The sequence below is a fragment of the Nocardioides maradonensis genome (assembly GCF_054777115.1).
In genome coordinates this window covers 124382-142108 of the sequence record NZ_BAAHAZ010000005.1, presented here as the reverse complement: position 1 = coordinate 142108, position 17727 = coordinate 124382, and the positions used below count along the sequence as shown (strand labels likewise).

Genomic DNA, 17727 nt, shown 5'->3' with positions numbered 1-17727 from the left:
ACACAAGGCGGTGGGTCGCTCAGAGCGAGCCGAGGGCCAGGTAGACGTCGACCCGGTCGTCGAAGCGCCCGAGGTCGCGTCCGGTGAGCTCCTGGACGCGCTCGATCCGGTAGCGGACCGTGTTCACGTGCAGGTGCAGCGTCTCGGCGGTGCGGGTCCACGAGCCGGAGCACGCGAGGAAGGTCCGCAGCGTCTCGACCAGGTCCCCGCCGGTGCGCTCGTCGTGGTCGACCAGCGTGCCCAGCAGGCGCAGCGCGTAGGCCCGGCGTACGTCGTCGGGCACCGCTGCCAGCAGCATCACGTGCGAGGTCACCTCCTCCGAGCCGAGCACCGAGACCCGGCTGCCGCCCGCCCGGGCCGAGCGGGCCGCGAAGCGGGCCTCGTCCAGCGCGCCCGACAGCGCGGTGAGGGGAGTGGCGCCGCTGAGCCCCACGGCCACGCGGTCGTCGCGGGCGATGCCGGCCGCGAGCCGCCCGAAGGCGGCGCGGACCCGCGCGACGGGATCCGGGTGGGCGGGCAGCAGGGCGACGATCGGGCCGTCGTGCGCCGGGACGACGAACGGCGGGCCGAGCGTGAGCACCACGTCCTCGACCAGGGTCGTCGCCGCCTCGTCGGTCAGCCCGCCGAGGTGGGCGGCCAGCACCACGACCGGGAGCTCGGGATCCATGCCCGCCTGACGCAGCCGGCTCGCGACCTCCGGGCTGGGTGCGCCCGACTCCACCAGGCCGAGCACCTCGGCGGCGACCGGGCGCACGGCCCGGACGTGCTCGTCGCGCCGGGTGCGGTCCAGCGCCACGATCGCGCCGAGGTCGGCGATGGCGTCGGTGTGCTCGCGCGGCCACTCGTGGTGGTCGCCGTCGACGACGAGCATCCAGCCGGTCAGCCGCTGCCCGAGCCCCGAACCCACCGCGAAGATGCTGTACGTCGCCCCGTCGACCGCCACGACTGCCGGCAGCAGGTTGGTCGTCAGGTAGCGGTGGACGACCGCGTCCACCGTCGCGTCGTCGAGCTCCGGGTCGCCGCCCACCACGAAGCGCCCGGTCGGGGTGAGCACGCGGCACGGGTGGCCGATCTCCCGCGCCACCCGGCCCACGATCTCGGGCAGCGTGCGTCCGGTGGCCAGCGAGGCGAGCAGCTCGCGCTGACGGACGAGGCCGGCCGAGAGCCGGTCGCCCCCCTCGGCCGCCTCGACGCCGGCGAGGTGCTCGGTGACGTCGACGAAGGTGGTGCCGGACGGCACCTCGATCAGCGTGACAGCATGGGCCCGGCAGGCCTCCACCAGGTCGTCGGGGGCCGGCCCGAACAGCGCCGTACCGGAGATCAGGGTGGTGACCCCGCGCTCGGCGATCGACCGGACGAACGTCGCGCTGTCCTCCGGCGTACGTCGCCACGCGAGCTCGGTCAGGACCAGCTCGCTGCCCGCCAGGTAGTCGCCGGGCTCGAGCAGCGCGGTCGTGGCGACCCGGCCGACGGTGCGCTGCAGACCGCCGGGCGCCTCGTAGCGCAGGCGCAGGTCGAGGTGGGGCGTGGCGAGGAGGTCAGCGACGAGCACCGGGGCCTCCTCACACCATCGGCCGTTTGGATGAATCTACAGTCCGCGGCCCCGATCCGTGCCCGTTTTCTGTACTCATTCCAATGAACCTCCAACTCTTGACGACGCCGAGTGAGGGCGATCACACTCCTGACATTCGGAAAACCGTTTCCATTATACGGAAAGAGATCGATGAAGATCCTCGTCGTCAACGTCAACACCACGAGCTCCATGACGGAGGCCATCGTGGCCTCCGCGCGGGCCGTCGCGGCCCCGGGCACCGAGGTGGTCGGGCTCACCCCGACCTTCGGACCGGAGTCAGCCGAGGGCAACGTCGACAGCTACCTCGCCGCGGTCGGCGTGATGGATGCGGTCACCCGCTACGAGGGCGACTACGACGCCGTGGTCCAAGCGGGCTTCGGTGAGCACGGCCGCGAGGGCCTGCAGGAGCTGCTCGACGTCCCGGTCGTCGACATCACCGAGGCGGCCGCGCACGTCGCGTGCCTGATCGGGCGCAGCTACTCGGTCGTGACGACCCTCGACCGCACCGTCCCGCTGATCGAGGACCGCCTCGTGCTCGCCGGGCTGAGCGCCCGCTGCGCCTCGGTCCGCTCCAGCGGGCTGGGCGTCCTCGAGCTCGAGGAGGACCCCGGTCGCGCCGTGAAGCGGATCGTCGCCGAGGCGGAACGCGCCGTCACCGAGGACCGGGCCGAGGTCATCTGCCTGGGCTGCGGCGGCATGGCCGGCCTCGACGACGCGGTCCGCGGCGCGACCGGCGTCCCCGTCGTCGACGGCGTCCGCGCCGCCGTGAAGCTCGCCGAGAGCCTGGTCGGACTCGGGCTGACCACCAGCAAGACACGCACCTACGCCCCGCCCCGGCGGAAGCGGGTGTCCGGCTGGCCGTTGCGGTCCTGACCCTGGACCGAACGGCCCGTCCGCCCCACCACCAGCACCCCCTTCACCACCTTCGGAGACATGACATGGACCTGACCTCTGACGCCGCCGAGCCGACGCTGGCCGGCCCCCACCTGCAACGTCTCGACGACCGCGAGATGCACCACGGCGTCGCCGGTGACTCCGTCATCAAGCCGGGGTACGCCGACCGGCTCACGAACGAGGACCTGGCGCCGCTGGCCCGCCAGAACTGGCGGCAGTACAACATCTTCGCGTTCTGGATGTCCGACGTGCACAGCGTCGGCGGCTACCTCACGATGGGTGCCCTCTTCGCCCTCGGCCTGGCGGCCTGGCAGGTCTTCCTCTGCCTCATCGTCGGCATCTGCATCGTGCAGTACTTCGTCAACCTGGTCGCAAAGCCCAGTCAGGCGGCGGGCGTTCCGTACCCGGTCACGAGCCGGGCCTCGTTCGGCGTGCTGGGTGCGAACATCCCCGCGATCATCCGCGGCCTCATCGCCGTCGCCTGGTACGGCGTGCAGACGTTCCTGGCCGCCGAGTCCCTGAACATCGTCTTCGTCCGGCTCTGGCCGGGCCTGGCGGAGTGGGCCGACGTCACCCAGCACTCGTTCCTCGGGCTGTCGCCGCTGGGCTACGCGTCGTACGCGATCCTGTGGGTCCTGCAGGGCCTGTTGTTCTGGCGAGGCATGGAGATGATCAAGAAGTTCATCGACTTCGCCGGCCCGGCCGTGTACGTCGTGATGCTCGCGATGTGCGTCTACATGCTCTTCAAGGCCGACTTCAACATCGACCTCAACCTGTCCACGGTCTCCCTCTCCGGGTGGCCGCTGGTCTGGACGCTCTGCGCCGCCGTGGCCACCGTCGTCGCCTACTTCTCCGGCCCGATGCTCAACTTCGGCGACTTCTCCCGCTACGCCCGGAGCTTCAGCGAGGTCAAGAAGGGCAACTTCTGGGGCCTGCCGATCAACTTCATCATCTTCTCGCTCCTGACGGTGCTCACGGCCTCCGCGACGCTGCCCATCTACGGCACGCTGATCACCGACCCGATCGAGACCGTCAACCGGCTCGACAACACCTTCGCGATCGTCCTGGGCGGCATCACGTTCGTGACCGCCACCGTCGGCATCAACATCGTGGCCAACTTCATCAGCCCGGCGTTCGACTTCAGCCACGTCGCGCCGCAGAAGATCTCGTGGCGGATGGGCGGCATGATCGCAGCGATCGGCTCGGTGCTGGTGACGCCGTGGAACTGGTACGACAACCCGGACGCGATCTTCTGGACCCTGGGCCTGCTCGGCGGCCTGATCGGCCCGCTGTTCGGGATCCTGATCGCCGACTACTACCTGATCCGTGAGCAGACGATCATCGTCGACGACCTCTACACCCTCGACGAGGACGGCACCTACTACTACTCGAAGGGCTACAACCCCTCGGCCGTGATCGCGGTGGTCCTCGCCGGCGCGGTCTCGCTCGGATCGGTCGTCGTGCCGAAGCTCTTCGACGTGGTCTCCTGGCTGCCCAACTACTCGTGGTTCGTCGGGATGTTCGCCGGCCTGATCCTCTACACGCTCATCGCCCGGCGCAACAACGTCTCCGGCGCGGCGACCCGCCCCCTGGTGCTGAGCAAGCTCCGCGCCTGACCCCTCCGGGAGCCCGGTCGTCCGCAGGACCGGCTCCACCCGCGGCCCCGTGCGCCTCCGGCGTCACGGGGCCGCGGCGTCTCCGGCGCGGACATCCCGGCGCGATCCGGCCCTTGACGTGAGCCGGGTCACCTCCTACGCTCGTTCCATCATTCAGAAACTAGTTTCCGTATTATGGAAGTCGATTCGAAAGGCAGCGTCGATGAGCCACTCGCTCCGCTACGAGGTCAACTGCTCGATCCTGTTCACCGAGCTCCCACTGCTCGAGCGGCCCGCGGCCGCCAAGGCGGCCGGCTTCGACGGCGTCGAGTTCTGGTGGCCCTTCGCCGACGCGGTGCCGTCCGACGCTGAGGTCGACGCGTTCGTGGCCGCGATCGAGGACGCCGGGGTCCAGCTCGTCGGCCTGAACTTCGCGGCCGGCGACATGCCGGCCGGCGACCGCGGCCTGGTGTCCTGGCCGGAGCGGTCCGCCGAGTTCCGCGCCAACATCGACGTCACGGTCGGCATCGGCGAGCGGCTCGGCTGCCGGGCCTTCAACGCGCTCTACGGCAACCGTGTCGAGGGTGTCGTTGCGGCCGCCCAGGACGAGCTCGGCGCGGAGAACCTGGCGCTCGCGGCCCGCGCCGCCGCCCGGATCGGCGGCACCGTCCTGGTCGAGCCGGTCAGCGGCGCCGAGCGCTACCCGCTCCTCACCGCGGCCGACGCCCTGGCCGTGATCGACCGCGCCGGCGAGCCGAATATCGGCCTGCTCGCGGACCTCTACCACCTGGCCGTCAACGGCGACGACGTCGACGCCGTCATCGCCGCCCACGCCGACCGGGTCGCCCACGTGCAGATCGCCGACGCCCCCGGCCGCAACGAGCCCGGCACCGGATCCCTCCCGCTCGACCGGCAGCTCGCCGCCCTCGAGGCCGGCGGGTACGCCGGCTGGGTCGGCCTGGAGTACAAGCCGGCCACCACGACCACCGACAGCTTCGACTGGCTGCCCCGCGAGCGCCGCGGCGCCGGCGCGGCCACGCACTGACCACCCCGAAAGGACTCCTCCGATGACGAACATCGCCTTCATCGGCCTGGGCATCATGGGCAGCCCGATGGCCGTCCACCTCGCCGAGGCCGGCCACACCGTCGCCGGCTACAACCGCACCCCGGACAAGACCGCCGCGCTGGTCGCGGCCGGCGGCCGCGCCGCCGACTCGATCCAGGACGCCGTCGCCGACGCGAGCGTCGTGTGCGTGATGGTGCCGGACTCGCCCGACGTCGAGCGGGTCCTGGCCGGTGACGGCGGCGTCTTCGACAGCGCCAAGCCCGGCACGCTGGTCATCGACTTCTCCAGCATCCGCCCCGATGTCACCACTGCGCTCGCGGCCCAGGCCACCGAGCGGGGCCTCCGGCTCCTCGACGCCCCGGTCTCCGGAGGCGAGGCGGGCGCCAAGAACGCCGCGCTCTCGATCATGGTCGGCGGCTCGGCGGAGGACTTCGCCGAGGCGCAGCCGGTCCTCGAGGCCGTCGGGAAGACCATCGTGCACGTCGGACCCAGCGGTGCCGGCCAGACCGTGAAGGCGGCCAACCAGCTGATCGTGGCGGCGAACATCCAGGCCCTGTCCGAGGCGGTCGTCTTCCTGGAGGCGTACGGCGTCGACACGGAGGCCGCCCTCGAGGTGCTCGGTGGCGGGCTGGCCGGCTCGGCCGTGCTCACCCAGAAGAAGACCAACATGCTGACCCGCTCCTTCCAGCCGGGCTTCCGCATCGAGCTGCACCACAAGGACCTCGGCATCGTCACGGCCGCGGCGCGTGAGGCGGGTGTCGTCGTACCGCTCGGCTCGCTCGTCGCCCAGCTGATGGCCAGCGCCCGCGTCAACGGCGACGGCGGCCTCGACCACTCCGGCCTGCTGCGTGGCGTCGAGCGCCTCAGCGGCCGGTCCACCGACACGAACCACGAGGAGAACTGACATGGCACGGATGCGCGCGGTCGACGCCGCGGTCCTGATCCTGGAGAAGGAGGGCGCCACGCAGCTCTTCGGCCTGCCGGGCGCTGCGATCAACCCGTTCTACAGCGCGATGCGCAAGCACGGCAGGCTCAAGCACGTCCTCGCCCGGCACGTCGAGGCCGCCTCGCACATGGCCGAGGGCTACACCCGGGCCGCGGCCGGCAACATCGGCGTCTGCATCGGTACGTCGGGGCCTGCCGGCACCGACATGATCACGGGTCTCTACTCGGCCTCGGCCGACTCCATCCCGATCCTCTGCATCACCGGCCAGGCGCCGGTGGCGAAGCTGCACAAGGAGGACTTCCAGGCCGTCGACATCGCCGCCATCGCCCGTCCGCTCACCAAGATGGCGGTCACGGTGATGGAGCCGGCGCAGGTGCCGGGCACCTTCCAGAAGGCGTTCCAGCTGATGCGTGAGGGACGTCCGGGGCCGGTCCTCATCGACCTCCCGATCGACGTCCAGCTCGCCGAGATCGAGTTCGACATCGACACCTACGAGCCGCTGCCGGTGGCTCGTCCGACGGCGACCCGCGCCCAGGCCGAGCGGGCCCTGCAGCTGCTCGTCGACGCCGAGCGGCCGCTGATCGTCTCCGGCGGCGGCGTCATCAACGCCGACGCGGCCGACCTGCTCGTCGAGCTGGCCGAGGTCACCGGCGTGCCCGTCGTGCCCACCCTGATGGGCTGGGGCACGATCCCTGACGACCACCCGCTGATGGCGGGCATGGTCGGCCTGCAGACCTCGCACCGGTACGGCAACGCCACGATGCTGGCCGCCGACCACGTGCTCGGCATCGGCAACCGCTGGGCCAACCGGCACACCGGCTCGGTCGAGACCTACACCGAGGGCCGCACCTTCACCCACGTCGACGTCGAGCCGACCCAGATCGGCCGGGTGTTCGCGCCGGACTACTCGATCGTGTCCGACGCGAAGGCGGCGCTCGAGGTGTTCGTCGAGGTCGCGAAGGAGTGGGCCGCCGACGGGCGGCTGCCCGACCGCTCGGCCTGGGCGCAGGAGTGCCGAGAGCGCAAGCAGTCGCTGCAGCGGCGTACCAGCTTCGACGAGGTTCCGATCAAGCCGCAGCGTGTCTACCAGGAGATGAACCGCGCGTTCGGCCCGGAGACCCGCTACGTCACCACCATCGGCCTCTCCCAGATCCAGGCCGCGCAGCTGCTGCACGTGTTCAAGCCCCGGCACTGGATCAACGCCGGCCAGGCCGGCCCGCTGGGCTGGACGCTGCCCGCCGCGCTCGGCGTCGCGACCGCCGACCCCGAAGGGCAGGTCGTCGCGCTCTCCGGCGACTACGACTTCCAGTTCCTGCTCGAGGAGCTGGCCGTCGGGGCGCAGTTCAACATCCCCTACATCCACGTCGTGGTGAACAACTCCTACCTCGGCCTGATCCGTCAGGCCCAGCGCGGGTTCGAGATGGACTACTGCGTCCAGCTGTCCTTCGACAACGTCAACAGCCCCGAGGTCGGCGGCTACGGCGTCGACCACGTCAAGGTGGTCGAGGGCCTCGGCTGCAAGGCCGTCCGGGTGACGGACCCCGCCGACCTGGGCGCGGCGTTCGAGAAGGCCAAGGGCCTCGCTGCGGAGTACCGCGTGCCGGTCGTGGTCGAGGTGATCCTCCAGCGGGTCACGAACGTCTCGATGGGCACCGAGATCGACAACGTCGTCGAGTTCGAGCAGCTCGCCGAGCGCGGTGAGGACGCCCCGACGGCCATCGCCCTCCTCGACTGAGGCGGGCGGGATGCCCACCGTCCTGATCGCCTCCGACAAGTTCAAGGGGTCGCTGACCGCCGCCCAGGTCGCCGAGGCGGTCGGTGCGGGGGTACGTCGCACGCGGCCCGATGCCGACGTCGTCGCCGTCCCGGTCGCGGACGGCGGTGACGGCACCCTCGCGGCCGCCGTGGCAGCCGGCTTCGCGTTCGTCCCGGTGATCGCGACCGGTCCCACCGGGGACCCGGTCGCCACCGGCTACGCCCGGCGTGGCGAGGTGGCGCTCGTGGAGCTGGCCGACGCCTGCGGGCTCGTGCGCCTGCCCGGCGGCCCCGCACCGCTGACCGCGAGCAGCCGTGGCGTCGGCGAGGTCGTCGCCGCGGCGCTGGAGGCCGGCTGCACGCGGGTCGTGCTCGGCATCGGCGGCAGCGCGAGCACCGACGGCGGTGCCGGCATGGTCGCCGCGCTCGGCGCCCGCCTGCTCGACGCGGCGGGCGCGGACCTGCCGGAGGGTGGCGCCGCGCTGGCCGACCTGGCCGCGGTCGACCTCGAGCCGCTCGCGACCCGGCTCGCCGGTGTCGACGTGGTCGTGGCCTGCGACGTGGACAACCCGCTCATCGGGCCGGTCGGCGCGGCAGCGACGTACGGACCGCAGAAGGGTGCGGACCCCGACCAGGTCCGGCTCCTCGACGACGCCCTCGGCCACTTCGCCGACGTCGTCGCTCGGGCGACCGGTGACGACCACCGCGACGTGCCGGGCGCCGGCGCCGCGGGCGGTGTCGGCTTCGCCGCGCTGGCCCTGCTCGGTGCCCGTCTGCACCCCGGGATCGACCTGGTCCTCGACCTCGTCGGCTTCCGCTCGGCGCTCGCCGACGCCGACCTCGTCGTCACCGGCGAGGGCGCCCTCGACGAGCAGACCCTGCACGGCAAGGCGCCCGCCGGCGTGGCGGCGGCGGCCCGCGCTGCCGGCGTACCCGTCGTCGCGGTGTGCGGCGTCAACCACCTCGACGACGCCCGCCTCCGTGCGGCAGGCATCGGTGCGGCGTACGCGCTGACCGACGTCGAACCCGACCTCCAGCGGTGCCTCACCGACGGTGGGCCGCTGCTCGAACGGCTCGGCGCGCAGATCGCCGCCGAGCACCTGACCGTCAAGGAGAACGCATGAGGTTGCTGCGTGTGGGCCCGCCCGGCCGCGAGCGGCCGGCGGTGCTCGACGACGACGGCGCGCTGCGCGACCTGTCGTCGGTGCTAGCCGACATCGACCCGCTCACGCTGGCGGCGCCCGACGCCCTGGCCGAGGTACGCCGGGCCCTCGCGGCCGGCGACCTGCCCGAGGTCGAGCCCGGTGCGAGGGTCGGCGCCCCCGTCGCGCGGCCCGGCAAGGTCGTCGGCATCGGGCTCAACTACCGCGACCACGCGGCCGAGGCCGGCGTACCGCTGCCGGAGTCGCCGGTCATGTTCCTCAAGCCGTCCTCCAGCATCTGCGGCCCGTACGACGCCGTCGAGCTGCCGCCCGGTAGCGAGGCCACCGACCACGAGGTCGAGCTGGCGGTCGTCGTGGGACGCCGGCTGCGGGGCTGCGCGGACCCGGAGGTCGCCCTGGCGGCCGTCGCCGGCTACGTCGCGGCGAACGACATCACCGAGCGCGCCCTCGCGGCAGCCGGTCCGACCTGGACCAAGGGCAAGTGCTGCGACACCTTCCTGCCGCTCGGTCCGTGGCTCGTCACGCCCGACGACCTCCCCGACCCGCAGGGCGTCGTGCTCCAGCTGTGGGTGGACGGCGACCTGCGGCAGTCGGGCTCGACGAAGACGATGGCCTTCGGCGTGGCCGAGCTGCTGTGCGCGATCTCGGCGCTGATGACCCTCGAGCCCGGCGACGTCGTGCTCACCGGCACCCCGGGTGGGGTCGCGATGGGACGGCCCGAGCCGAAGCCCTTCCTGCGGGCCGGTCAGGTGGTCGAGCTCGAGGTCGCGGGGCTCGGTCGGCAGCGGACCCCGGTGGTGCAGCGGCATGCTTGACGCCGGAGGACACGCAGACTACTTTTCCTCTAGTCAAAATCTTTGTTCCGACATGTGGAAAACCAGCGGAAGGGGGCGAGCGGGATGACCGACCTGGACCTCGTGATCCGTGCGAAGCGGATCGTGACCCACGCCGGCGAGGTCGACCGGTGCGTCGGCGTACGGGACGGCCGGATCGTCGCCCTGGAGCCCTACGACGCGGGCCTCACCGGCGCCGAGAACGTCGACCTCGACGACGACGTGGTGCTGATGCCGGGCGTCGTCGACTCGCACGTGCACGTGAACGACCCCGGCCGCACCGACTGGGAGGGATTCGCGAGCGCCACGCGGGCCGCGGCCGCCGGCGGTGTCACCACGATCGTCGACATGCCGCTCAACAGCATCCCGCCGACCTGCGACGCCCCGGCGCTGGAGGTCAAGCGCAAGACCGCCGAGAGCCAGGCGTACGTCGACGTCGGCTTCTGGGGCGGTGCGATCCCCGGCAACGTCCCGGAGCTGCGCGGGCTGCACGACGCAGGCGTCTTCGGTTTCAAGTGCTTCCTGCTGCACTCGGGCGTCGACGAGTTCCCCCCGCTGGACCCGGCGCAGCTCGAGGCCGCCATGCGCGAGATCCGCTCCTTCGGCGGGCTGTTGATCGTGCACGCCGAGGACGACCACGCGATCGAGCGGGCGCCGAGCGCCCAGGGCGAGCACTACGACGCCTTCCTCCGCAGCCGTCCGCGCGGTGCCGAGAACCTCGCCGTCGCGCAGGTCATCGAGCTGGCGCGCTGGACCGGCTGCCGGGTGCACGTGCTGCACGTCTCCAGCTCGGACGTGCTCGCGATGCTCGCGTCGGCCAAGCGCGAGGGCGTCCAGATCACCGCCGAGACCTGCCCGCACTACCTGACCTTCGCGGCCGAGGAGATCCCCGACGGCGGCACGCAGTACAAGTGCTGCCCGCCGATCCGCGAGGCCGAGAACCGTGAGCTGCTCTGGGAGGGGCTGCGCAACGGTGTCATCGACCTCGTCGTCACCGACCACTCGCCGTCGACCGTCGACCTCAAGTGCTTCGACACCGGCGACTTCGGTGTCGCCTGGGGTGGCATCTCCTCGCTCCAGCTCGGCCTCTCCGCGGTCTGGACCGAGGCCCGGCGTCGCGGGTTCACCCTCTGCGACGTCTCGCGGTGGATGAGCCAGGCGCCCGCGGCCCAGACCGGGATGCGGCACAAGGGCCGGATCGACCTCGGGTACGACGCCGACTTCTGCGTCCTCGCGCCCGACGAGGCCTTCGTCGTCGACGTCCACAAGCTGCACCACAAGAATGCGGTGACGCCGTACCACGGCCGACCGCTCGCGGGCGTCGTCCGGTCCACCTGGCTGCGTGGTCGGCAGATCGACCTGGACGCCGAGCCCCGCGGCCGGCTGCTGACCCGAGGAGGAGCATGAACCCCCCGCGCTACTACGCACCCACCGGCGGCCTTCCCGGGCAGACGGAGCTGACCACCGATCGCTCCGTCTTCACCGAGGCGTACGCCGTCCTGCCGCGCCGCACGATGACCGACATCGTCACCAGCCGGCTGCCCTTCTGGGACGACACCCGGCTCTGGGTCATCGCCCGGCCGCTGTCGGGGTTCGCGGAGACCTTCTCGCAGTACATCGTCGAGGTGTCGCCGGGCGGCGGCAGCGACCGGCCGGAGACGGACCCGGGCGCCGAGGGCGTGCTCTTCGTGGTCGACGGCAGCCTGACCCTCACCATCGGGGAGGACACCCACGAGCTCGGCCCGGGTGGCTACGCCTTCCTGCCGCCGGGCTGCACCTGGACCCTGCGCAACGGCACCTCCGAGGCGGCGCGCTTCCACTGGATCCGCAAGGCCTACCAGCGGGTCGAGGGCATCGACGTACCGGAGCCGTTCGTCACCAACGAGACCGATGTCGTCGGCCGCGAGATGCCCGGCACCGACGGCGCGTGGACCACCCAGCGCTTCGTGGACCCCGACGACGTGCGGCACGACATGCACGTCAACATCGTCAACTTCGAACCCGGCGGCGCGATCCCGTTCCCGGAGACGCACGTGATGGAGCACGGGCTCTACGTGCTCGAGGGCAAGGCGGTCTACCTGCTCAACAAGGACTGGGTCGAGGTGCAGGAGGGCGACTTCATGTGGCTGCGCGCCTTCTGCCCGCAGGCCTGCTACGCCGGTGGCCCGGGGCGGTTCCGCTACCTGCTCTACAAGGACGTCAACCGGCACGCGACCCTCAGCCGCCAGCTGCTCTGACATGCCCGTCGCGGTCGTCACCGGTGCCGGGTCGGGCCTGGGCCGCGTCGTCGCCGAGGCCCTCGGCGAGGCGGGGTACGCCGTCGCGCTGCTCGGCCGCACCCGTTCCTCGCTGTCGGAGGTCGCGGGCAGCATCGCCGACGCGCTGGTGCTGCCGACCGACGTCACCGACCCGGCGCAGGTCGAGGCAGCCTTCGCCGCGGTCGACGAGCGCTGGGGGAGGGTCGACCTGCTCGTCAACAACGCCGGCCGCTTCGGGGTGTCCGGCGACGTCGACGAGATCCCCGTGGAGGAGTGGCTCGACACGGTGGCGGTCAACCTGACCGGCTCCTTCCTCTGTGCCCGCGCTGCCTTCGCGCGGATGAAGGCGCAGTCGCCGCCGGGTGGGCGGATCGTCAACAACGGCTCGATCTCGGCCCACACCCCGCGGCCGGGCAGCGCGGCGTACACCGCCAGCAAGCACGCCATCACCGGCCTCACCAAGTCGCTCGCCCTGGACGGCCGGGCGCACGGCATCGCCGTGGGCCAGATCGACGTCGGCAACGCCGCCACCGAGATGACCGCCGGCATCGCCCGGGGTGCCCGCCAGGCGGACGGCTCGCTGCGCCCCGAGCCGACCTTCGACCCCCGCCACGTCGCCGATGCCGTCGTCGCGATGGCCGCCCTCCCGCTCGAGGTCAACGTCCCGTTCCTCACGATCATGGCGACCGGCATGCCGTACGCCGGCCGGGGCTGAGCGCCCGCCGGAGCGTTGGTCTGCGGAGTTGGGCGGATTCGGAACCGAACGTGCTGCCAGCCGGTCAGTGTGGTGACCGGCAGGAGGTCCCATGGAGTTCAGCACGTACGTCGCCGCGCGCGGAACTGACGTCGCGACCCGCGGGCTGACCGGATCCGAGGCCGCCGATCCCCGGAGCTCGACGACCTGCTCCGCGTTCCTGCCACTCCGCGTTGGGCGGGGTGGCCGAGGTCGCCATCGGCGGACCGGGCTTCGACACCACCGCGTCGCTCCGGGGTTCGGTCGACGGCAGCTGTCACTTCCTCGCGCGAGCGCATCGGCCGCGCGGTGCCGAGGTCTGGCTGGAGTGGCCCCAGGACGGGATCTTCTTCTGCGGGTCGAGCTTCATCGTGCGCACCGACGCTGAGGGCCGGATCGCTGCGGTCACCTACGTCGCGCCGGCGGCACGGTAGAGATCGCTTGCTTGCCGGCAGGTAAGTACTTGCCTGCCGGCAAGCAAGAGGCGGAGCGGCCGGGCACGAGCCCCCGACTGACATTGACATGACATCATGATGATGTCATTGTGGTGCGCATGGACATCACCCCGTACGTCGACAACCTGCGCCGCGACCTGCTCGCGGCGGCCGAGAGCATCGGCGACCAGGCCCGGGAGGTCGCCGAGCGGCTCGGCTTCGCGCTCGACCCGGCCGCCCGGCTGGCGCTCATGGAGGCCGTCAGCCAGGCCTGTGCCGAGATCACCGCGGCGATGCCGGCCGGTGGCGTCGACGTACGGCTCGACGGTCGTGACCTGGACTTCCTGATCCACGGCGCGACGCCGGAGGCGGCCCCGGAGGCTCCGGCCGCGGTCGAGGCCGAGGAGGAGGGCGACCTCGCCCGGATCACCCTGCGGATCCCCGAGTCGGTGAAGGCCCGGGTCGAGGACGCGGCCGCGAAGGCGGGCCAGTCGGTCAACACCTGGCTGGTGAACCTGGCACGCGCCGCGACCAGCGACCGCGCCATCCACATCGACGTCGACCTCTCGTCGGTCCCGTTCGGCGCCGACTTCCCGTTCGGCAAGCGCGGGCCGCGCCAGATGCGCGGCTGGCAGTGAGGAGCACCCCATGAACGACATCGCCGAGCACGGCTTCGACACCCCCGAACCCACGGTCCTGGTCGTCGCGGTGCGCGACGGGCAGGTCGCCATCACCGCGGCCGACGTCGTGACCACCACGGTCCACGTCACCGGACCGCGTGCCGACGAGGTCCGCGTCGAGCAGCGTGGAGGTCGCGTGCTGGTCATCGGCCCGCGTCAGCGCGGCTTCTTCGCCGGCTCGCACCTGCGCTACGAGATCAAGGTCCCGACCGACAGCCAGCTCGTGGTGCGCAGCGGTAGCGCCGACGTCACGGTCACCGGCCGCCTCGGCACCACCCGGGTCAAGACCGGATCGGGTGACGTCGCGCTCGACGGCCTCAGCGGGCCCGGCGTCCTCGACTCGGGCTCCGGCGCGCTGAGCGTCGGCGACGCCGACGCGACGCTGCGGCTGCGCAGCGGCTCGGGCCGGGTCCGCGTGGGCAGCTCGCGCGAGGCGGTCGTCTCCACGGGCTCCGGCGACATCAGCGTCGGGACGCTGACCGGCAAGCTCGTCGCGAAGAGCGGCAGCGGCGATCTGCGGATCGGGGTCGCCTCCGGCCTGGCGGTCTGGACCGACATCAGCACCGGCTCCGGCCGGCTCAGCTCCGACCTGCCGCGGATGGGCGAGCCCGAGCGGGGTGCGCCGTACGTCGAGATCCGGGCGACCACCGGTTCCGGCGACATCGCGCTCACCTCGGTGTGAGCTCGGTCTGAGACGTCACCCACACGCCGAGAACTCGTTCTACCCTCCAGTAGCTTTCGGAGGGAGAACCATGAAGCTCGTCCACCTGCTCTGCGCCGCCTCGATCTCGACCACCGCGCTGGCCGCCGCCCCGGCGGTCGCCACCGCCGCGCCCGCGCCCGCCTCCGCGGTGACCGCCCGCGTGACGCCCCGTGCCGGCACCTGGACCCCGCGGCCCGCGCAGTACCCGAAGACGGTCGTGCGCAAGGACCTGAAGATCCCGATGAGCGACGGGGTGGTGCTGCGCGGCGACCTGACCCTGCCGGCCACCGCCGATGGCAGGCCGGTCCCGCACGTGCCGGTGATCATCACCATCACGGCCTACAACAAGACCGTCATCGCGGGCGGCGGCGGAGCCACGCTCGCCGGCGCCGACCCGGCGTACCTCGTGGCGCGCGGCTACGCCCAGCTCACCGTCGACGCCCGCGGCACCGGCAGCTCGCCGGGACAGTGGTGCGCCTTCTGCGCGCGCGAGGACAAGGACGCCGGCCAGATCGTCGCCTGGGCGCATCGCCAGCCCTGGTCCAACGGCCTCAGCGGCATGACCGGCGCGTCGTACATGGGGATCAGCCAGCTGTTCGCCGCCGAGCACCGCCCGCCCGGCCTCCGCGCGATCTTCCCGCAGGTGCCGGCGGCCGACGTCTACCGCGACGTCGTCGCCTCCGGCGGCCAGATCGACGTCGGGTTCATCCCGCTGTGGCTGGGCCTGGTCAGCCTGACCGGCGCCATCCCGCCGGCGTACGGCGCCACCGACCCGCAGTCGGCGCTGCAGATGGCTCTGGACCACCTGATGGCCGGCGCCACCTTCACCACGCCGCTGATGGTCCAGGCGCTGCTCGACGGCTACCCGGCGTACGACGGCTCCTTCTACCGCCGGCGTTCACCGATCACCGCCATCGACAAGGTGCAGGTGCCGACCTTCATCGTCGGCGGCGAGTACGACCTGTTCCAGCGCGGCGAGCCGCTCGACTTCGAGGCGCTCCAGCGCAACGGCGTCCCGGTCAAGCTGATCTACGGCCCGTGGGATCACCTGCAGGGCTCGTCCGGCGCGGCCGTCGGCGACGCCGGCTACGGCTCCCTCGCCGAGCTGCAGCTGCGCTGGTTCGACCACTGGATCAAGGGCAAGGACACGAAGCTCGGCCAGATCGCGCCGGTCACCTACTACGAGCAGGGCTCGGCGAAGTGGCGCAGGGCCGGCTCCTGGGTCGGCGGCGAGAGCGCCGCGCGCTACCACCTCAGCGGTACGGCGACGATGGGCGCCGACGACGGCCTCCTCACCAGCGGTACGCCGGCGGCCGGCTCCTCCACGATGGTGCCGCTGCCCGCCAGCGGTCTCTGCACCCGCTCGCTGAACCAGTGGACGGCCGGCATCCTGAACACGGTCGTCCCGCAGCTGCCGTGCTTCGGCGACAACACGCTCAACGACAAGAGCGTCCTGGTCTTCCAGACCGCGCCCGTCACCAGGACGGTGCGCATCCGCGGGCCGATCGACGCCCACCTGAGCGTGGCGACGTCGACCGGCGACGGCCTGCTCTCGGTGGCTGTCGAGGACGTCGCTCCGGACGGCACCGTCAAGCGCCTCACGGGCGGCTGGCAGATCGTGTCGCAGCGGGCGCTGGACCCGTCGAGGTCGCAGTACCTCGGCGGCGCGCTGATCCGGCCCTACCACCCGTTCACGCAGCAGTCGAAGGCGTCGCTGGCGCCCGGCACGATCGCCCCGGTCGACGTGGAGGTCTTCCCGACGGGTGCGGCGATCCTGCCGGGTCACCGGCTGCGCGTCGCGATCCAGGGCTTCGACGTACCGCACCTGCTCGCGCCGCTCACCGACCTCCTCGGGCAGCTCGGCCCGATGACGATCTACAGCGGTGGCGCGCACCCGTCGTACGTCACGCTCCCGGTCAACTGACGGTGGGGCGGCCGGGGCTCAGCCCTCGGTCGCCACCACCCAGATCCAGTTGCCGTCCGGGTCGTTGATCGCGAACATCGCGGGCACCGGTCCGCCGGCGGGCATCTCGTGAACGATCTCCAGGCCCTGGGCGACCGCCTTCTCGCGGGCTCCCGGCAGGTCGGTGGTCTCCAGGCCGATCGAGCCGCCGCCGGGCTCGCCCTGCATGGGCGGGTTGAGGGCGAGGCGGGCAGTGGATCCGGGCGGAGCCACCTCGACCCAGCGGCCGGCCTGGTCGCCCTCGCCCCACGAGACGTCGGAGCGGATCTCCCAGCCGAGCTTCTCGGTGTAGAAGGCGACCGCGGAATCCTGGTCGGCGATGGTGAACATAGCGACGGCGATGGTGGGGTGGTTGCTCATGCTCCGACCATCCCACTCACCGCCGACAGCCACAACGCCCTCCAGGTGAACCCTACGCTCCTGTTTCCGGTGATCGAGTAGCGCGAGGAACGAGCGCGTATCGAGATCAGTACGCGACCTGGAAGCGCCGGTTCTCGAACCGCGGCGCGGTGATCTCGTCGACGAACGCCTTGGCGAAGTCGGCGCCGCCGACCTGGGAGTCGCCGTTCGCGTCGGTCAGCAGCACGTCCTCGGACACCCGGTAGGAGCCGGTGGCCTCGCCTGGGGCCCACGCGCCGAACACGGCGGCGGGGGAGACGTAGAACCACTTCAGGTCGGACGTGTCGGCGCGCAGCGCGTCGAGCACCTCGCCGTGGGCCAGCGCCTCGGCCTTGTACTCGTCCGGGAAGCCGTCGGTGTCGACGAGGCGCGGACCGCCCTCGGCGACCAGCATCGAGCCCGCACCGCCGACGAAGGCGAGGCGGGCGCCGCCGGTGCGGGCGGCCTCGACGAGCGTGGGGAGCGCGGTGCGGAGGTCGGGCTCGCCGGTCGCGTGGACGGCGACGACGAGGACGTCGTGCTTGGCCGCCAGCTCGTTCACGAGCGCGGTGTCGGCGAGGCTGCCGACCTCGTGGGTGATGCCCGCGGGGGTGTCGGCGGCGGAGCGCGACACGGTCGTCACGTCGAGGCCACGGTCGGCGGCCTCCCGGGCGATGTGCGAGCCGGCGTAGCCGGTGCCGCCGATGATCGCGATGCTGGTCATGGTGAATCCCTTCGTCTGCTGTCCCCGGG

Annotated in this window: 17 protein-coding genes; 14 read left to right on the top strand and 3 right to left on the bottom strand. The window is 72.0% G+C overall.

Features of this window, described 5'->3' with window-relative positions:
• Positions 1-19: 19 nt before the first annotated feature.
• Positions 20-1552, bottom strand: a complete 1533-nt coding sequence (locus tag ACYVAQ_RS07410; RefSeq protein ID WP_460787872.1) for a PucR family transcriptional regulator — start codon at positions 1550-1552, stop codon at positions 20-22.
• A 171-nt stretch (positions 1553-1723) separates the two neighbouring features.
• Here ACYVAQ_RS07410 and ACYVAQ_RS07405 point away from each other — a divergent pair, with 171 nt between their 5' ends.
• From ACYVAQ_RS07405 to ACYVAQ_RS07340, 14 genes are all read left to right on the top strand, one after another.
• Complete coding sequence (locus ACYVAQ_RS07405; RefSeq protein ID WP_460787871.1) at positions 1724-2446, top strand: aspartate/glutamate racemase family protein; 723 nt, start codon at positions 1724-1726, stop codon at positions 2444-2446.
• Positions 2447-2511: 65 nt separating this feature from the next.
• Positions 2512-4083 (top strand): NCS1 family nucleobase:cation symporter-1, encoded by a 1572-nt coding sequence (locus ACYVAQ_RS07400; RefSeq protein WP_460787870.1) that lies wholly within the window; start codon positions 2512-2514, stop codon positions 4081-4083.
• Positions 4084-4285: 202 nt separating this feature from the next.
• Positions 4286-5107: a hydroxypyruvate isomerase family protein gene (locus tag ACYVAQ_RS07395; protein WP_460787869.1), complete on the top strand. Its 822-nt coding sequence runs from the start codon at positions 4286-4288 to the stop codon at positions 5105-5107.
• A 22-nt stretch (positions 5108-5129) separates the two neighbouring features.
• Complete coding sequence (locus ACYVAQ_RS07390; RefSeq protein WP_460787868.1) at positions 5130-6032, top strand: 2-hydroxy-3-oxopropionate reductase; 903 nt, start codon at positions 5130-5132, stop codon at positions 6030-6032.
• Between the two features lies 1 nt (position 6033).
• Positions 6034-7809, top strand: coding sequence for a glyoxylate carboligase (gene gcl / locus ACYVAQ_RS07385; RefSeq protein ID WP_460787867.1), 1776 nt, complete (start codon positions 6034-6036; stop codon positions 7807-7809).
• Between the two features lie 10 nt (positions 7810-7819).
• The gene (locus ACYVAQ_RS07380; RefSeq protein WP_460787866.1) at positions 7820-8953 is read left to right on the top strand and encodes a glycerate kinase; all 1134 of its coding nucleotides are present in this window, start codon (positions 7820-7822) and stop codon (positions 8951-8953) included.
• Positions 8950-9807, top strand: a complete 858-nt coding sequence (locus ACYVAQ_RS07375) for a fumarylacetoacetate hydrolase family protein (RefSeq protein ID WP_460787865.1) — start codon at positions 8950-8952, stop codon at positions 9805-9807. Before ACYVAQ_RS07380 ends, ACYVAQ_RS07375 begins: the two co-directional genes overlap by 4 nt.
• Positions 9808-9891: 84 nt before the next feature.
• Positions 9892-11232 (top strand): allantoinase AllB, encoded by a 1341-nt coding sequence (gene allB, locus ACYVAQ_RS07370; protein ID WP_460787864.1) that lies wholly within the window; start codon positions 9892-9894, stop codon positions 11230-11232.
• Positions 11229-12062, top strand: coding sequence for a bifunctional allantoicase/(S)-ureidoglycine aminohydrolase (locus ACYVAQ_RS07365; protein WP_460787863.1), 834 nt, complete (start codon positions 11229-11231; stop codon positions 12060-12062). The genes allB and ACYVAQ_RS07365 overlap by 4 nt, the downstream gene beginning before the upstream one ends.
• Before the next feature lies 1 nt (position 12063).
• Entirely contained in the window at positions 12064-12798 is a 735-nt protein-coding gene (locus ACYVAQ_RS07360) for an SDR family oxidoreductase (protein WP_460787862.1), read from the top strand.
• Between the two features lie 221 nt (positions 12799-13019).
• Entirely contained in the window at positions 13020-13250 is a 231-nt protein-coding gene (locus ACYVAQ_RS07355) for a hypothetical protein (protein WP_460787861.1), read from the top strand.
• A gap of 119 nt (positions 13251-13369) precedes the next feature.
• Positions 13370-13888, top strand: coding sequence for a toxin-antitoxin system HicB family antitoxin (locus ACYVAQ_RS07350; protein ID WP_460787860.1), 519 nt, complete (start codon positions 13370-13372; stop codon positions 13886-13888).
• Positions 13889-13898: 10 nt separating this feature from the next.
• On the top strand, positions 13899-14612 hold the full coding sequence (locus ACYVAQ_RS07345; protein WP_460787859.1) for a DUF4097 family beta strand repeat-containing protein: 714 nt from the start codon (positions 13899-13901) through the stop codon (positions 14610-14612).
• 70 nt (positions 14613-14682) lie between these two features.
• Positions 14683-16557 carry a CocE/NonD family hydrolase gene (locus ACYVAQ_RS07340; protein ID WP_460787858.1) on the top strand — a complete coding sequence of 625 codons (1875 nt, stop codon included), beginning with the start codon at positions 14683-14685 and terminating at the stop codon, positions 16555-16557.
• An 18-nt stretch (positions 16558-16575) separates the two neighbouring features.
• Here ACYVAQ_RS07340 and ACYVAQ_RS07335 read toward each other — a convergent pair whose 3' ends face one another.
• Both ACYVAQ_RS07335 and ACYVAQ_RS07330 read right to left on the bottom strand, forming a co-directional pair.
• Entirely contained in the window at positions 16576-16956 is a 381-nt protein-coding gene (locus ACYVAQ_RS07335) for a VOC family protein (protein WP_460787857.1), read from the bottom strand.
• Positions 16957-17062: 106 nt separating this feature from the next.
• Complete coding sequence (locus ACYVAQ_RS07330) at positions 17063-17698, bottom strand: NAD(P)-dependent oxidoreductase (protein WP_460787856.1); 636 nt, start codon at positions 17696-17698, stop codon at positions 17063-17065.
• Positions 17699-17727: the final 29 nt, after the last annotated feature.

Bases quoted from the DNA above. Each gene is read 5' to 3' on its own strand.
- ACYVAQ_RS07405 (WP_460787871.1), top strand. From the start codon at position 1,724: ATGAAGATCCTCGTCGTCAACGTCAACACCACGAGCTCCATGACGGAG.
- ACYVAQ_RS07400 (WP_460787870.1), top strand. From the start codon at position 2,512: ATGGACCTGACCTCTGACGCCGCCGAGCCGACGCTGGCCGGCCCCCAC.
- ACYVAQ_RS07395 (WP_460787869.1), top strand. From the start codon at position 4,286: ATGAGCCACTCGCTCCGCTACGAGGTCAACTGCTCGATCCTGTTCACC.
- ACYVAQ_RS07390 (WP_460787868.1), top strand. From the start codon at position 5,130: ATGACGAACATCGCCTTCATCGGCCTGGGCATCATGGGCAGCCCGATG.
- gcl (WP_460787867.1), top strand. From the start codon at position 6,034: ATGGCACGGATGCGCGCGGTCGACGCCGCGGTCCTGATCCTGGAGAAG.
- ACYVAQ_RS07380 (WP_460787866.1), top strand. From the start codon at position 7,820: ATGCCCACCGTCCTGATCGCCTCCGACAAGTTCAAGGGGTCGCTGACC.
- ACYVAQ_RS07375 (WP_460787865.1), top strand. From the start codon at position 8,950: ATGAGGTTGCTGCGTGTGGGCCCGCCCGGCCGCGAGCGGCCGGCGGTG.
- allB (WP_460787864.1), top strand. From the start codon at position 9,892: ATGACCGACCTGGACCTCGTGATCCGTGCGAAGCGGATCGTGACCCAC.
- ACYVAQ_RS07365 (WP_460787863.1), top strand. From the start codon at position 11,229: ATGAACCCCCCGCGCTACTACGCACCCACCGGCGGCCTTCCCGGGCAG.
- ACYVAQ_RS07360 (WP_460787862.1), top strand. From the start codon at position 12,064: ATGCCCGTCGCGGTCGTCACCGGTGCCGGGTCGGGCCTGGGCCGCGTC.
- ACYVAQ_RS07350 (WP_460787860.1), top strand. From the start codon at position 13,370: ATGGACATCACCCCGTACGTCGACAACCTGCGCCGCGACCTGCTCGCG.
- ACYVAQ_RS07345 (WP_460787859.1), top strand. From the start codon at position 13,899: ATGAACGACATCGCCGAGCACGGCTTCGACACCCCCGAACCCACGGTC.
- ACYVAQ_RS07340 (WP_460787858.1), top strand. From the start codon at position 14,683: ATGAAGCTCGTCCACCTGCTCTGCGCCGCCTCGATCTCGACCACCGCG.
- ACYVAQ_RS07335 (WP_460787857.1), bottom strand. From the start codon at position 16,956: ATGAGCAACCACCCCACCATCGCCGTCGCTATGTTCACCATCGCCGAC.
- ACYVAQ_RS07330 (WP_460787856.1), bottom strand. From the start codon at position 17,698: ATGACCAGCATCGCGATCATCGGCGGCACCGGCTACGCCGGCTCGCAC.